Source organism: Pseudarthrobacter phenanthrenivorans (genome assembly GCF_036455295.1).
GTDB classification, from domain to species: Bacteria; Actinomycetota; Actinomycetes; order Actinomycetales; family Micrococcaceae; genus Arthrobacter; species Arthrobacter phenanthrenivorans_C.
In genome coordinates this window covers 41,351-56,212 of record NZ_JAYXNX010000023.1, presented here as the reverse complement: position 1 = coordinate 56,212, position 14,862 = coordinate 41,351, and the positions used below count along the sequence as shown (strand labels likewise).

The 14,862-nt window shown below is 65.5% G+C and carries 11 protein-coding genes, 1 pseudogene and 1 riboswitch; of the genes and pseudogenes, 4 read left to right on the top strand and 8 right to left on the bottom strand.

The features are described 5' to 3' along the window. Window positions 1-1,677, bottom strand: a pseudogene (locus VXJ37_RS19855) (glycine dehydrogenase (aminomethyl-transferring)); the annotation flags it as partial. Between the two features lie 186 nt (window positions 1,678-1,863). Beyond that, a riboswitch (glycine riboswitch) is annotated at window positions 1,864-1,960 on the bottom strand. Window positions 1,961-2,054: 94 nt separating this feature from the next. Then, entirely contained in the window at window positions 2,055-2,591 is a 537-nt protein-coding gene (locus VXJ37_RS19850; RefSeq protein WP_331324727.1) for a TetR/AcrR family transcriptional regulator, read from the bottom strand. 87 nt (window positions 2,592-2,678) lie between these two features. On the opposite strand from VXJ37_RS19850, the gene VXJ37_RS19845 reads away from it, so the two are divergent. Beyond that, window positions 2,679-4,235, top strand: coding sequence for an MFS transporter (locus VXJ37_RS19845; protein WP_331324726.1), 1,557 nt, complete (start codon window positions 2,679-2,681; stop codon window positions 4,233-4,235). Window positions 4,236-4,396: 161 nt separating this feature from the next. After that, a complete protein-coding gene (locus VXJ37_RS19840) occupies window positions 4,397-5,953 on the top strand; it encodes an APC family permease (RefSeq protein ID WP_331324725.1) in 1,557 nt (518 codons plus the stop codon). Window positions 5,954-6,107: 154 nt separating this feature from the next. Here the strand turns inward: VXJ37_RS19840 and VXJ37_RS19835 are convergent, their stop codons facing one another. The 6 genes from VXJ37_RS19835 to araB all read right to left on the bottom strand — a co-directional run bounded on the left by VXJ37_RS19835 (window position 6,108) and on the right by araB (window position 11,827). Further along, on the bottom strand, window positions 6,108-6,410 hold the full coding sequence (locus tag VXJ37_RS19835; RefSeq protein WP_018762118.1) for a DUF4193 domain-containing protein: 303 nt from the start codon (window positions 6,408-6,410) through the stop codon (window positions 6,108-6,110). A 92-nt stretch (window positions 6,411-6,502) separates the two neighbouring features. Beyond that, window positions 6,503-6,706: a hypothetical protein gene (locus VXJ37_RS19830; protein ID WP_331324724.1), complete on the bottom strand. Its 204-nt coding sequence runs from the start codon at window positions 6,704-6,706 to the stop codon at window positions 6,503-6,505. A gap of 82 nt (window positions 6,707-6,788) precedes the next feature. Next, the gene (locus tag VXJ37_RS19825; RefSeq protein ID WP_331324723.1) at window positions 6,789-7,799 is read right to left on the bottom strand and encodes a LacI family DNA-binding transcriptional regulator; all 1,011 of its coding nucleotides are present in this window, start codon (window positions 7,797-7,799) and stop codon (window positions 6,789-6,791) included. Window positions 7,800-7,803: 4 nt separating this feature from the next. After that, window positions 7,804-9,324 carry an L-arabinose isomerase gene (gene araA / locus VXJ37_RS19820; RefSeq protein WP_331324722.1) on the bottom strand — a complete coding sequence of 507 codons (1,521 nt, stop codon included), beginning with the start codon at window positions 9,322-9,324 and terminating at the stop codon, window positions 7,804-7,806. 29 nt (window positions 9,325-9,353) lie between these two features. Next, window positions 9,354-10,082: an L-ribulose-5-phosphate 4-epimerase gene (locus VXJ37_RS19815; RefSeq protein WP_331324721.1), complete on the bottom strand. Its 729-nt coding sequence runs from the start codon at window positions 10,080-10,082 to the stop codon at window positions 9,354-9,356. Continuing rightward, window positions 10,079-11,827, bottom strand: coding sequence for a ribulokinase (araB, locus tag VXJ37_RS19810; RefSeq protein WP_331324720.1), 1,749 nt, complete (start codon window positions 11,825-11,827; stop codon window positions 10,079-10,081). Before araB ends, VXJ37_RS19815 begins: the two co-directional genes overlap by 4 nt. Window positions 11,828-12,092: 265 nt before the next feature. Between araB and chvE the strand changes: the two genes are divergently transcribed. Then, window positions 12,093-13,223 carry a multiple monosaccharide ABC transporter substrate-binding protein gene (gene chvE / locus VXJ37_RS19805; protein ID WP_369605611.1) on the top strand — a complete coding sequence of 377 codons (1,131 nt, stop codon included), beginning with the start codon at window positions 12,093-12,095 and terminating at the stop codon, window positions 13,221-13,223. A 106-nt stretch (window positions 13,224-13,329) separates the two neighbouring features. Beyond that, window positions 13,330-14,859 carry a multiple monosaccharide ABC transporter ATP-binding protein gene (gene mmsA, locus VXJ37_RS19800; RefSeq protein WP_331324718.1) on the top strand — a complete coding sequence of 510 codons (1,530 nt, stop codon included), beginning with the start codon at window positions 13,330-13,332 and terminating at the stop codon, window positions 14,857-14,859. Window positions 14,860-14,862 lie beyond the last annotated feature (3 nt).

Below are 14,862 nucleotides of genomic sequence, written 5' to 3'. Positions count from 1 at the left end.
GTTGGGCTGGATGGACACCTGGTCGTAGCCGGTGATGGTGGTCAGGTCCGCCTCGAGGTCGGCGATGAGTTCGCGCCAGCCTTCGGTCTGGGAGTCCGGGGCGAACGGGTGGATGGAGGCGAACTCCGGCCAGGAAATGGCTTCCATCTCGGCCGTGGCGTTCAGCTTCATGGTGCAGGAACCCAGCGGGATCATGGTCCGGTCCAGCGCAAGGTCACGGTCGGAAAGCTTCCGGATGTAGCGCAGCAGCTGGGTCTCGGACCGGTGCGTGTTGAACACCGGGTGCTGCAGGTAGTCAGAAGAACGCTCGACGGCGGCCTCCAGCGCAAAGCCTTCACCCTCACCTGCGGTGGCGCCAAAGATGCCGGCAACCTGGGCCACGACGGCCGCCGTCGTGGTTTCATCCAGGGAGATGCCCACGGTGTCAGCGTCCACGCTGCGCAGGTTGATCCCGCGCTCCTCCGCGTCGGCAATAATTGCGGCGGCGCGTCCCGGGACGCGGACGGTGACGGTGTCGAAGAAGCTCTTGTGCACCACCTCGACGCCGGCAGCTTCCAGCGAGGCGGCCAGGGTGCGGGCGTGTCCGTGGGTGGTTCCGGCGATGGCCTTGAGGCCGTCCGGGCCGTGGTACACGGCGTACATGGAGGCGACGATGGCCAGCAGCGCCTGGGCGGTGCAGATGTTGGACGTGGCCTTCTCGCGGCGGATGTGCTGTTCACGGGTCTGCAGGGCCAGACGGTAGGCGGGAACACCGGCGTCGTCCTTGGACACGCCCACCAGGCGGCCGGGCAGCGACCGCTCCAGGCCCTTGCGGACCGCCATGTAGGCGGCGTGCGGTCCGCCGAAGAACAACGGGACACCGAAACGCTGCGCTGAACCGACGGCGATGTCGGCGCCCTGCTCACCGGGAGGGGTGATGAGGGTCAGGGCCAGCAGGTCCGCGGCAACGGTCACCAGCGCGCCGCGCTCCTTCGCAGCCGAAATAACGCCGGCCTGGTCCCAGACCCGGCCGGAAGCGCCCGGCTGCTGCAGCACGATGCCGTTGATGTCGCCCTCCGGCAGGCCCTTGGACAGGTCTGAGACCTCCACCTCGAAGCCCAGCGCCTCGGCGCGGCCCTGCACAATGGCGATGGTCTGCGGGAGCACGTCGATGTCCAGGACGGTCTTGCCGTCAGCCGCGGGTTTGGTTTTGTTGGAGCGGCGCATGAGCAGCACCGCTTCGGCCACGGCGGTGGCTTCGTCCAGGAGCGATGCGTTGGCGATGGGCAGGCCCACCAGGTCCTGCACCATGGTCTGGAAGTTCAGCAGGGCCTCCAGCCGGCCCTGGGAAATCTCCGGCTGGTAGGGGGTGTACGCGGTGTACCAGGCCGGCGATTCAAGGATGTTGCGGCGGATCACCGGCGGGGTCACGGTGTCGTAGTAGCCCTGGCCAATCATCTGCACAGCGGTCTTGTTCTTCCCGGCAAGTTTCCGCAGCTCCGTGAGGACTTCGACCTCGCTGAGCGCGTCCTGGAGCCGAAGGACGGTCTCCTGCCGGATGACGTTGGGAACAGCGGTGTCCACGAGGGAGTCGACCGTGTCGTAGCCTACGGCTTTGAGCATGGTGTCGACGTCGGCCTGGCGGCGCGCGCCGATATGGCGGTCTACGAAGGTGGTGGAGGCTGGGCTAACCGACACGAAGGAACTCCATTTACTCAGGCGGCGCAGGGTACGCCACAGCTATTCGGGTTCCTCCCCGCTCTGTATTGGACCTGAGAGTTTCCGCGGTGCCTGCCTGGACAGGACCCGCTTGCACCGTCGGTGAGCACAACGTCGCCGTGCCCCGATCGGGGCAGGGATCCGCCTGCTGCTTTCCAGAGGTGCCTCGCCGCGGCGGTACGGGGGCCTGCGAGATTCCTGGGGAGGATTTGCTCCTACGGCGCCTGCCTGTACACCGGCAGAACTCTCCCGCCGCAGATCAAAGGCTATGTATTTGTGGGATTGCGGTGGCCGGTGGCAGCCCTCACAACGTTCAATTGTCCTATGCCGCAACCCCTCCCGGCAAATGGCGAGGGCTACCTGCGGAGCCGCTCCAGGGCTGCCAGGAGTTCCTCCACGTCAGCGGCCGCTCCCCCTTGCGGTGCCGGGCCCACGGACAGCATGGCATTGAAATACAACCCGTCCCCCATGTACAGGACTGCCTTGGCCAGCCCCGGCCCTACATCGGCTGCGATCTCGTCCAGCCACCGCTGCTGGATGGCTGCGAAACGGCGCCGCGTTTCTTCATGCGCCACTTCGGCAAGCCTGGTGGCTGCCACGATCACCCGGTCGAGTGGGGTGTCTGCCCACACGGAGGAACGAATGAAGTATGCCGCCGCGCCTTCGCTGGCTGACGCCATGGCATCGGCGTCCGCCCTGGCGAGGCCTTCCAGGCGGTCGAGCAGTACCGCGATGAGCGCTTCCTTGTTGGGAAAGTGGTAGAGCAGGCCCCCCTTGGACACCCCGGCCTTCCGGGCCACGGCGTCAAGGGTGGCCGCGCGCTCCCCCACCTCGATCAGCAGGGACTCGAAGGCGTCAAGGACCGCGTCACGGGCTACAGGCTTTCGGGGCATGCCTTCCATCATGCCTTCCGTGGGCTCCGGAACCCGCAAGGCAGCGGCAGGTTTCAAACTATACCGTCCAGACGGTACAGTAATGGCATGACGACTTACACCAGCGCCCTGCCGGCACACCGGAAGGGCACCGCGCACCGCTCCCCGAGGCGGGACTGGCTGGCCCTCGGGTTGCTGATGTTCCCAGTCCTGCTGGTCGCGGTGGACAACACTGCCCTGACGTTCGCCCTGCCCGCCATCAGCCGCGCCCTGGAGCCGACGGGCGTGCAGCTCCTATGGATTGTGGACACCTACCCCTTGGTCCTGGCCGGACTGCTGGTCTCAATGGGCAGCCTCGGGGACCGCATTGGACGGCGCCGGCTGCTGGTTACCGGGGGCGTGGGATTTGCCGTGCTGTCAGCAGCAACGGCCTTTGCACCCACACCCGAATGGCTGATCGCGGGCCGCGCCGCCCTGGGTTTCTTCGGGGCAATGCTGATGCCGTCCACCCTGTCACTGATCCGCAACATCTTCCCCCAGCCCAACCGGCGGAGGCTGGCGGTGGCCATCTGGGCTGCAGGGTTCTCCGGCGGCGCAGCCCTGGGGCCCATCTTCGGCGGGTGGCTGGTGGAGCGGTTCTGGTGGGGCGCGGTATTCCTCGTCGCCGTACCCCTCATGATCCCCCTGCCGGCGCTGGGGCCTGCACTCATCCCGGAATCAAGGGACCCAGCACCGGGGAAAGTGGACATGCCGAGCATCCTGCTCTCCCTGCTGGCCATGGTGCCTGCGGTGTACGGGATCAAGGCGGTTGCCACTGAAGGGCCGGGCGTACCGGGGGTGGGCAGCATCCTTGTCGGCCTGGCCATGGGAACCGTGTTCGTCCGGCGCCAGCACCGGCTGGAACACCCGCTGCTGGACATGTCGCTGTTCCGGAACAGGGTGTTCAGCATGGCCATCAGCGCCAACATCCTGGCCCTGTTTTCCTTCAACGGCTTCATCCTGTTCCTGGCCCAGCACCTCCAACTCCTCGAAGGCATGACCCCGTCCGCCGCAGGCATTGCGATGATCCCGGCCCTGGTAGCCACGGTGGTGTCCGGCCTGGTGGTGGTGCCCCTGGTCCGGAGGGTCCGGCCCGGGTACGTTGTGGCGGCCGGCCTGACGTTCAGCGCAGTGGGCTACAGCCTGGTGGCGCTGGGAAACCACGACGGCGGCGCCTCGCTGCTGCTGGCAGCCCTCCTGGTCCTGGCGCTGGGCGTCGGCACCGCGGAAACCATTTCCAACGACCTCATCCTCGGCTCCGCGCCACCGGAAAAGTCGGGCGCTGCCGCCGCCATTTCCGAAACGGGTTACGAGGTGGGCGCATTGCTGGGGACCGCGGTGCTGGGCTCCATCCTGACAGCCTCCTACCAGCACAACCTCCGGCTGCCCGCAGGGCTGGACGGGACACTTCCAGCGCCCATCCTGCACAACGCCGGAGAAACGCTCGCCGGTGCAATGGAGGCCGCAGCCATCCTGCCTGCTCCGGCGGCGGCGGCCGTCAAGGCGGCCGCCGAATCCGCCTTCGACTCAGGGGTGCACATCACCGCGGCGATTGCGCTGGTGCTGATGGCGACGGCGGCAGTCCTTTCCGCCGTCGTCCTCCGGAAGGTGCCCAAAGCGTCTTAGCCGGGTGGCGCGGCAGTACCGGGGAGGCTGCCGACCCCCCAAACACGTCATAAACGAACGCGATTCATATGCGTCTTGCATCACAGAGCCGGCACCCCCATACTAAATGAACGCCATTCATATAGTGACTCCCGTCTCACATCCTTCCAGAAAGTGGTGCCATGACAGAGACAATCCGCACCAGCACGGCCAAACCCGGTCCGCACGCCCACGCCCCCTCAACAGACGGCGTCAGCGCCAAGGGACTCAAGGGCGGCCAACTGGGCCTCCTGGCAGTCGTCGTCCTGGGTATTTCAACCATCGCCCCCGCCTACACGCTCACCAGCGCACTCGGACCCACCGTCAACGAGGCCGGTCTCCAGCTGCCCGTCATCTTCCTGATCGGGTTCATCCCCATGATCCTGGTCTCGCTCGCCTACCGGGAGCTCAACGCCGACTCCCCGGACAGCGGCACCACCTTCACCTGGGTCACCAAGGCCTTCGGCCCCTGGATCGGCTGGATGGGCGGGTGGGGCCTGCTGGCGGCCAACATCATCGTGCTGTCCAACCTGGCCGGTGTCGCCGTCGACTTCTTCTACCTCTTCCTGTCCCAGCTCACCGGCTCCCCCGAACTCGCGGACCTGGCCGACAACAAGGCCCTGAACGTCATTACCTGCTTCGTCTTCGTGGCACTTGCCGCCTGGGTCAGCTACCGCGGCCTGCACACCACCAAGCTGGTGCAGTACAGCCTGGTGGGCTTCCAACTGCTGGTGCTTGGCCTGTTCGTCGCCATGGCCTTCGCCAACTGGTCCACCTCGGAGACGGCCATCCCGTTCAGCTGGGACTGGTTCGACGTCACCAAGATCGAGACGTTCGGCCAGATCGCCGCCGGCATCTCACTGTCGATCTTCGTGTACTGGGGCTGGGACGTCTGCCTGACCGTCAACGAGGAAACGGCCAACGGCAAGAAGACCGCCGGGCTGGCCGGCACCCTGACCGCCGTCCTCGTGCTGGCCATCTACCTGCTGGTCAGCATCGCCACCATGATGTTCGCCGGCGTCGGTGATACCGGGAACGGCCTGAACAACGCCGAGAACCACGAGAACATCTTCACCGCCCTGGCCTCCCCCATCATGGGCCCCTTCGCCATCCTGATGTCCCTCGCGGTGCTCTCCAGTTCGGCGGCGTCTTTGCAGTCCACCTTTATGTCGCCCTCACGGAGCCTGCTGGCCATGGCCCACTACGGCGCACTGCCGGAACCCTTCAGCCGGGTCAGCAGGAAGTTCTCGACGCCGGGTTTCGCCACCATTGCGGCCGGTGTGCTTTCCGCGGGCTTCTACGCGATCATGCATGTGGTCAGCGAGAACGTCCTCAATGACACCATCCTGGCCCTGGGCCTGATGATCTGCTTCTACTACGGCCTCACCGCCGTGGCCTGCACCTGGTACTTCCGGCACAGCCTGTTCAACAGCATCCGCCACTTCTTCTTCCGCCTGGTGTGCCCGGTGGTGGGCGGCGTGGGCCTCTTCGTGGTGTTCGCCCAGACCGCCGTGGACAGCCTCTCCCCTGAATTCGGCAGCGGTTCGGAGATCTTCGGCGTGGGCCTGGTGTTCGTCCTGGGCATCGGCATCCTGGCGCTGGGCGCCGTCGTCATGCTCATCATGTCCCGCACCCACCCCGGCTTCTTCCGCGGCGAAACCCTTAAGCAGGACACCCCCGCACTGGTGGTCCCGGAATAAACGCCAACGCCAAAGGTGCCGTGCCCGCGTCAGGGGCACGGCATCTTTGTGCTGTCACCAGCAGTGCGCACATCGATCACCGGGCGCAGCTGGAGACAAAGCAGCGCCGGCCGCCTCAGGGAGGCGGCCGGCGCTGTGAAATTCAGGAAGTCAATTAGCCTTCGCAGTCGCGGCAGTACTTCAGGCCGTCCTTTTCACGGGCAACCTGCGACCGGTGGCGGACCAGGAAACACGACGAGCAGGTGAACTCATCGGACTGCTCGGGAACCACAATGACGGTCAGTTCCTCGTTGGACAGGTCGGCGCCGGGGAGGTCGATACCTTCAGCAGTGTCGTTCTCGTCGACATCGATAACCGCGGTCTGCGCGTTGCCGCTCCGGGACGCCTGGAGGGCCTCGAGAGAGTCAGCGGGCGACTCTTCTTCCTGCTTGCGTGGAGCATCGTAATCGGTAGCCATAGCGTATTCACTTTCGTTGCTGCGCAGCGCCATTTCAGGCACCTCAGTGAAGCAGTTTAGGGCATCATCCCGCTAGTGGCGCAATAGTGTGGCTAAGCAGACATTCCGCCGCTTCCGGCTGTGGCTTCCACGTGCTCTGACCGGGCCAGGTCCGCGCCCACGGACACCCCGCTCAACGCCGGCAACCAGCCCCAGCGGCTGGCGTCGGCCATGGCAGCGGCGGCCTGGGGGCCGGACTCGTAGGTAAAGGTGTCCAGCAGCCAGTCGCGGAGCCGGAGGAGCAGGGTAACCGTCATGCCTGCAACGTACGCAGCAATTGTTGAGGCCACGTTTCGAAGGCGTCTCCCCCGGATTAAATCCGCCGCCGCCCCGAAGGTACTACGGGATCCGCTGGGGTGGGGCGGTGCTGCTGCGCAGGACCAGTGCAGGCTCCACCACCAGGGTGCGGGCTTCCTCTGTCCCGGCCAGGGCCGCCAGCATCATGTCCACGCACCGCCTGCCCAGTTCCTCGAAGTCCTGCCGGACCACGGTCAAGGGTGGGTTGAAGTAGCCGGCCTCGGGCTGGTCGTCGAAGCCCACCACGGACATGTCCCGGGGCACCCTGAGGCCGGCCTCATTCAAGGCCCGCAGGACCCCGAGGGCCATCTGGTCGTTGGCCACGAAGAGGGCAGTGGCACCGCGGCCGGCCGCGATTGTCCGCCCGATCCGGTAACCGCTGCCGGCGCTCCAGTCGCCCTCGATCATCAGGTCCGCATCGAGCCCGGCCGTTGCCAGGGTGCACCGCCATCCCTCGGCGCGTGCCACCGCGTCGATCCAGTCCTGCGGTCCCGCGACATGGGCGATCCGGACGTGCCCCTGCCTGATCAGGTGCTGCACCGCCAGCTCGGCCCCGCGGCGCTGATCCACCCTGACGCCGCCAATGGCTTGGTTTCCATCCGGACCCACGGCCACCACAGGCACTCCGATGGGCAGTTCCGCCAGGGCGGCCGGTGTCTCCAAGTGCGGAACAATGACCACGATCCCGTCGACGGACTGGTCCAGGAAGTGCCGGACGGCGTCCAGGATCGAGCCCCGGGTGACCTCCCTTAAGGCGGCGACGCTGACAAAGTAGCCTGCGTCCCGTGCAGCGCACTCCACCCCCAAAAGGGTGTTGGCCGGACCAAACTGGGAGAGTTCGCTGCCCAGCACACCGATGGTCTGCGAGCGCCGGGTGACCAGGCTCCGGGCGGCGGTGTTGCGGCGGTAGCCGAGCCGGACTATGGCCGCCTCCACCTTCCGGCGGGTTTCCGGGCTCACATTGGGGTGGTTGTTGACCACGCGGGACACGGTTTGGTGCGAGACACCGGCCAGCTCCGCCACGTCCTCCAGCCGGGGCCTCAGCAAGGGCACCCGGTCAGATCCCGCCGGCCAGCTTGTAGTAGGCGGCGTTCCAGTTCAGGTCCTTCTTGAACTGGCGGATGGTGGTGCCTTCGTCGATGGTGAGCAGTTCCGTTTTGGCGATGTCGGCGAAGTCCTCGAACACGTCCATGCCCACCTGGGTGGAAAGCACGGTGTGGTGCGCCGCGCCGGCGGTGAGCCAGGCGGCGGCGGAGGTGGCGAAGTCCGGCTTCGGCTCCCACAGGGCGCGGGCCACGGGGAGGTTGGGCAGCGGCTGGTCCAGGGGAACGACGTCGACGGCGTTGGCCACCAGGCGGAAGCGGTCGCGCATGTCGGACAGGGCGACGACGACGCCCGGGGAGGCGTCGGCGTCGAACACCAGGCGGACGGGGTCTTCCTTGCCGCCGATGCCCAGCGGGTGGATTTCCAGGCGCGGCTTCTGTGCCGTCAGAGAGGGGCAGACCTCGAGCATGTGGGCGCCAAGGATCTTCTCGGAGCCGGGCTCCAGGTGGTAGGTGTAGTCCTCCATCAGCGAGGCACCACCGGGCAGCCCGGCGCCCATGACCTTGGCGGCGCGGACCAGGATGGCAGTCTTCCAGTCGCCCTCGGCACCGAAGCCGTAGCCAGCGGCCATGAGCCGCTGGACGGCCAGGCCGGGCAGCTGGCGGAGCGCGCCCAGGTCCTCGAAGGAGGTGGTGAAAGCGGCGGAGCCATTGCCTTCCAGGAAGCTGCGCAGCCCCAGTTCGATCCGGGCGCCGTACCGCAGCGATTCATGCCGTGCCGCGCCTGCGCGGAGCTCGGGCACCACGTCATACAGGTCCTGGTACTCCGCCACCAGGGCGTCGACGTCGGACTCCGCCGCGCCGTGCACCGCGTCGGCGAGCTCGTTGACCGACCAGGTGTTCACCGCGACGCCGAAGCGCAGCTCAGCTTCGGTCTTGTCGCCTTCGGTGACCGCCACGTTGCGCATGTTGTCGCCGAAGCGGGTCAGCTTCAGGGTGCGTACGGCGGCCCACCCGGCAGCGGCCCGCTGCCACGAGCCCACCTGGCGGGCCACCTCTGGGTTGGAAACGTGGCCGACGACGGTCTTCCGGGCAATGCCCAGGCGGGACTGGATGTACCCGAACTCTCGGTCGCCGTGCGCGGCCTGGTTCAGGTTCATGAAGTCGAAGTCAATGTCCGCCCAGGGCAGGTCGCGATTGGCCTGGGTGTGCAGGTGCAGCAGGGGCTTGCGCAGCAGGTCCAAGCCGGAGATCCACATTTTGGCTGGACTGAAGGTGTGCATCCAGGCGGTCACGCCGATCACGGCATCATCCGAGTTCGCCGCCAGCGCGGTGCGGCGGATGGCGTCAGAGTCGGTCAGCACAGGCTTCCATACGATCCGCACGGGGACGGCGGACGAGGCATTGAGCTGGTTGGCGATCTCCTGCGACTGGGCCGCCACCTGCTTGAGGACTTCCTCGCCGTAGAGGTGCTGGCTGCCGGTGAGGAACCAGACTTCGTAGCCGTCGAGGGAGGTGTTTGCTGCGGTGCTCATGGGTTCTCCTGAAAAGTTTTTGGGGGAAGTTACTGGCCGTAGACGTTCTGGTAGCGGGCGTAGAGGGAGGCAATGTCGCCCTGGTCGATGGGCAGCGGCTCACCGAGTTGCCGGGAGATATGGACGGTGCGGGCCACTTCCTCGCACATCACGGCCGCCTTCACGGCGGACCGGGCATCCTTGCCGATGGTGAACGGGCCGTGGTTCTGCATCAGCACCGCCGGCGAGCTGGAGTTCTTCAGCGTCTCCACGATGCCGTGGCCGATCGAGTCGTCGCCGATCAGCGCGAAGGGACCCACCGGAATGGAGCCGCCGAACTCATCACCCATCATGGTCAGCACGCACGGGATGGCCTCGCCACGGGCGGCCCACGCGGTGGCGTAGGTGGAGTGTGTATGCACCACACCGCCCACTGCGGGCATATTGCGGTAGACGTAGGCGTGCGCTGCGGTGTCCGACGACGGCGACAACGGCGGGTTGCCCCAGTCGACGGTGCCGCCCCCACCGACGTTGGTACCCCGCACCGGCGTGCCGTGCAGGTCGGTGACAATCATTTGTTCCGGGGTCAGCTCCTGGTAGGAGACACCGGAGGGTTTGATCACCATGAGGTCGGTGCCGGGCACGCGGGCGGAAACATTGCCCGCCGTCCACACCACCAATCCGTACCGGGTCAGCTCGGCGTGCAGGGCGCACACTTCCTCGCGGATCCGGGCAATGGTCTGCAGGATTCCGGTTTCGGTTCCAGTTCCGGCGGTCATGCGGAGACCTCCACGGCGGTGTCGGCCCGCGAACCGGACCTATGGACAACCGTGACGGCGGCCTTGCGCTGGATGGCCTTGAGCCGGTGCATCACGTCATTGCTGCCGCGGCCGAAGTAGTCGTGCAGCGTCTTGTACTCCTGGAACAGTTCCTCGTACGCGGCCACGTTGTCCGGGATCGGGGTGTAGACCTCGCCGGGTTCGGCCCCCATGGCGGCGGCGGCCTCCCGGATGTCCGCATACTTCCCTGCCGCGACGGCGGCGTGGATGGCCGACCCCAGGGCCGGGCCCTGCTCCGAGCCGATGGTGGACAGCTGCAGGCCGGTGGCGTCCGCGTAGATCTGCATGAGGAGTTTGTTCTTGAGCAAGCCGCCGGCCACGATGAATTCCTTGACCGGAACACCGGCGTCGCGGAAGGCGTCCACAATCGTGCGGGTGCCGAACGCGGTGGCTTCCAGCAGCGCGCGGTAGGTGTCCTCCGGCCTGGTGGCCAGGGTCTGGCCCACCACGGTGCCGGAGAGCTCGTGGTCCACCAGGACCGAGCGGTTGCCCGAGTGCCAGTCCAGTGCGATCAGGCCGTGCTCCCCGATGGCCTGTTGCGAGGCCAATTCGGTGAGGTATTCGTGGATCCCCAGGCCGGCATTCCTGGCAGCCTGGTGGTATTCGGGCGGGACGCCGTACTTGGTGAACCAGCCAAAAATGTCGCCGACGCCTGACTGGCCGGCCTCGTAGCCCCACAGACCCGGCACGATGCCTCCGTCCACGGCCCCGCACATGCCCGGCACCTCACGCAGTTCCGCGCCATTCATCACGTGGCAGGTGGAAGTCCCCATGATGGCCACCAGTTGGCCGGAGTCCACGGCCTTGGCAGCCGGGGCCGTGACGTGGGCGTCAACGTTTCCCACGGCGACGGCGATCCCTTCCGGCAGGCCGGTCCATGCAGCAGCCTCCGCGGTGAGGGTGCCCGCGGCGTCGCCCAGCCTCCCGATGGTGTGCTCCAGCTTGGAGCTGACAAAGTCCTTGAACTCCGGGTTCAGGGCTGCGAGGAAATCCTCCGACGGGTACCGTCCGTCCTGGTAAATGCCCTTGTACCCGGCGGTGCAGGCGTTCCGAACGTACCGGCCGCACAGCTGCCAGACGATCCAGTCGGCCGCCTCCACCCAGTGGTCCATGGCGGCGTAGGCCTCCGGGTCCTCTTCCAGGAGCTGCAGCCCCTTGGCGAACTCCCATTCCGAGGAGATCAGTCCCCCGTAGCGCGGGAGCCAGTCCTCGCCACGTTCGGCGGCAAGCTTGTTGATCCGGTCAGCCTGTCCCTGCGCTGCATGGTGGCGCCAAAGCTTCACGTAGGCGTGCGGACGGTTGGCGAAAGCGGGCAGTTCGTTCAGGGGCGTGCCGTCGGCCTTCACCGGCACCATGGTGCAGGCGGTGAAGTCGGTGGCAATGCCCACGACGGCGGCCGGGTCGATCCCTGCGTCAGCCACCGCCGCAGGAACAGCCTTGCGCAGGACTTCCCGGTAGTCGTTGGGCACCTGAAGTGCCCATTCGCCGGGAAGCCGCGCCCCGTCGTCGCCCGCTGTGTCTTTGGGCAGCGCACCGGTAACGACCGCGTGCGGGTACTCGTGAACGGCGCTGCCCAGTTCCTTTCCGTCCCGGACCCGCACCACCACGGCACGGCCCGAAAGGGTTCCGTAATCCACTCCGATGACGCAGGGGTCGGAGCTGGAAGTAAACAACGTCTCTGGCATGGTGCTGCCTCCATCCGGGAGGCGGGGCCTCATTACCGGGTTTGTAGTGGTCATGGTCAAGCTAGGTGCTGGAGTTAGTGTGAACGCTAACAAAGAAGAAGTCAACGGAACCGAAAAAGTTTCGAAATTTCCCCAGCGCGCTCTTGTTAGCGTTCACAAAGCAGTTTATATTGAACCGACACATCAACAATGTGGCCAGGACCGGGAAGCGTCGGCGCTGCCCGTCCAACAACACTTCGCGGCAATGCTGCCGCGGAAGGAGAAAATGGTGAGAATCAAAAAACTTATGGGCGCGGTGGCCCTTGTGCTCGCCCTGACGGTGGGGGCCACCGGTTGCGGCGCCCGGGGCGGAGCGGCAACCGAGTCCGGCAGTGCCGCCAAGCCCGGCGATTCACTGGTTGGCATCTCGATGCCCACCCAGACCTCGGAACGGTGGATTGCCGATGGCGCCAACGTGGAGAAGTCGCTGAAGGATCTCGGCTACAAAACGGACCTCCAGTTCGCCAATGACGACATCCCCACCCAGGTGTCGCAGATCGAGAACATGCTGACCAAGGGCGCCAAGGCCCTGATCATCGCCGCCATCGACGGCACCACCCTGACCGACGTCCTGGCCAAGGCCAAGGAACAGAATGTCAAGGTGATCGCGTACGACCGCCTGATCAACGGCACCCCGAACGTTGACTACTACACGACGTTCGACAACTACACCGTGGGCGTCCAGCAGGCCACGTCACTGCTGACCGGCCTGGGCCTTCTCGATGCCGGCGGCAAGAAGGTGGACGGCAAGGGCCCCTTCAACGTCGAGCTTTTCGCCGGAAGCCCCGACGACAACAACGCCAACTTCTTCTGGAGCGGCGCCATGGACACGCTTAAGCCGTACATGGATGCCGGGACCTTGAAGGTCCCCAGCGGCCAGACCAAGTTTGAGCAGGCCGCCATCCTTCGCTGGCAGGCACCCGTTGCACAGAAGCGCATGGAGGACATCCTCACCTCCGCCTACAGTTCGGGCACCAAGCTGAACGGTGTCCTCTCCCCGTACGACGGCCTGTCCATCGGCATCATTTCCGCGCTCACCAGCACCGGCGGCTACGCCAAGGGAAACCTGCCGGTGGTCACCGGGCAGGATGCTGAAAAGGGCTCCGTGAAGTCCATCATCGCCGGCGAGCAGTACTCCACCATCTTCAAGGACACGCGCCAGCTCGGTGCGCAGGCCGTCAAGATGGTTGACGCAGTCCTCAAGGGACAGGAGCCGGAAACGAACGACACCAAGACCTACAACAACAAGGTCAAGGTTGTCCCGGCCTTCCTGCTGAAGTCCGTGATCATCACCAAGGACAACTACAAGAAGGAACTGATCGACTCGGGTTACTACACCGACGCCGACGTCAAGTAGTCAGCGCCAGGGGGTTGTGGCCGCGCTCCGGCCCGGCCACAACCCCTCCCGCCGCCTCCTGCACCAGCAGGAAGGCCAAGCTTCGACCAGTCAGTGGGAATTGACGATGAACACACCCATTCTTCAGATGCGAGGAATCACCAAGACGTTTCCCGGCGTGAAGGCGCTGCAGGACGTCACCCTGGATGTAAACCGTGGAGAAGTGCACGCCATCTGCGGTGAAAACGGAGCCGGCAAATCGACGCTTATGAAAGTGTTGTCCGGCGTCTATGCACACAACACCTTCGACGGGGAGATCCTCTTCGAAAACGAACCCTGCAACTTCTCCAGCATCTCGGACAGCGAGAAGCGGGGAATTGTCATCATCCACCAGGAACTAGCGTTAAGCCCGTACCTGTCCATCGCCGAGAACATCTACCTGGGCAACGAACAGGCCACCAACGGTTGGGTGGACTGGCGCAAGACCAACCTTGAGGCGGCCAAGCTGCTGGCGCGCGTCGGCCTGGACGAAAACCCGGTCACGCCGGTGCAGCACATCAGCGTGGGCAAGCAGCAGCTCGTGGAAATTGCCAAGGCTTTGTCCAAGGAAGTGAAACTGCTGATCCTGGATGAGCCCACGGCCGCCCTCAACGACGAGGACTCCGGCCACCTGCTGGACCTGATCCTCCACCTGAAGGGCCAGGGGGTTACCAGCATCATCATCAGCCACAAGCTCAATGAGATCCGCAAAGTGGCTGACGCCGTCACCATCATCCGGGACGGCAAAACCATCGAAACCCTGCGGCTCGACGAAGGCCAAATCACGCAGGAACGCATCATTCGCGGCATGGTGGGCCGGGACCTGGAAAGCCTCTACCCTGACCGTGAGCCGAACATCGGCGAGGAAGTCCTCCGGATCGAGGACTGGTCCGTACGGCATCCCCAGGACCACACCCGCATGGTGGTCAACAACGCCAACCTGCATGTACGCAAGGGTGAAGTGGTGGGGCTCGCCGGACTCATGGGGGCCGGGCGCACCGAGCTCGCCATGAGCGTCTTCGGCCGTACCTACGGCACCGCCACCTCAGGCAAGGTCTACAAATACGGTGAGGAAATCAACACCGCCACGGTTTCGGACGCCATCAGGCATGGCATCGCCTACGCCACCGAGGACCGCAAGCACTACGGCCTGAACCTCATCGAGGACATCAAGCGCAACATCTCCCTGGCAGCCCTCCGCAAGCTCGCCAAGCGCGGCTTCGTGGACAAGAACCAGGAAACCGTGGTGGCCAATGGCTACCGCACGAGCATGAACATCAAAGCCCCGTCGGTGGGCGCAATCACCGGAAAGCTCTCCGGCGGAAACCAGCAGAAGGTTGTGCTGAGCAAGTGGATGTTCTCCGACCCCGACGTGCTCATCCTCGATGAACCCACCCGCGGAATCGATGTCGGTGCCAAATACGAGATCTACACGATCATCGCCAAACTGGCAGCCGAAGGAAAAGCGGTGATTGTGATTTCCTCGGAACTTCCCGAACTCCTGGGCATCTGCGACCGCATCTACACCCTCGCCGCCGGCCACATCACCGGCGAAGTGCCCATCGCCGAGGCAACCCAGGAGACCCTGATGCACTACATGACCAAAGAGAAGGAATAGCGA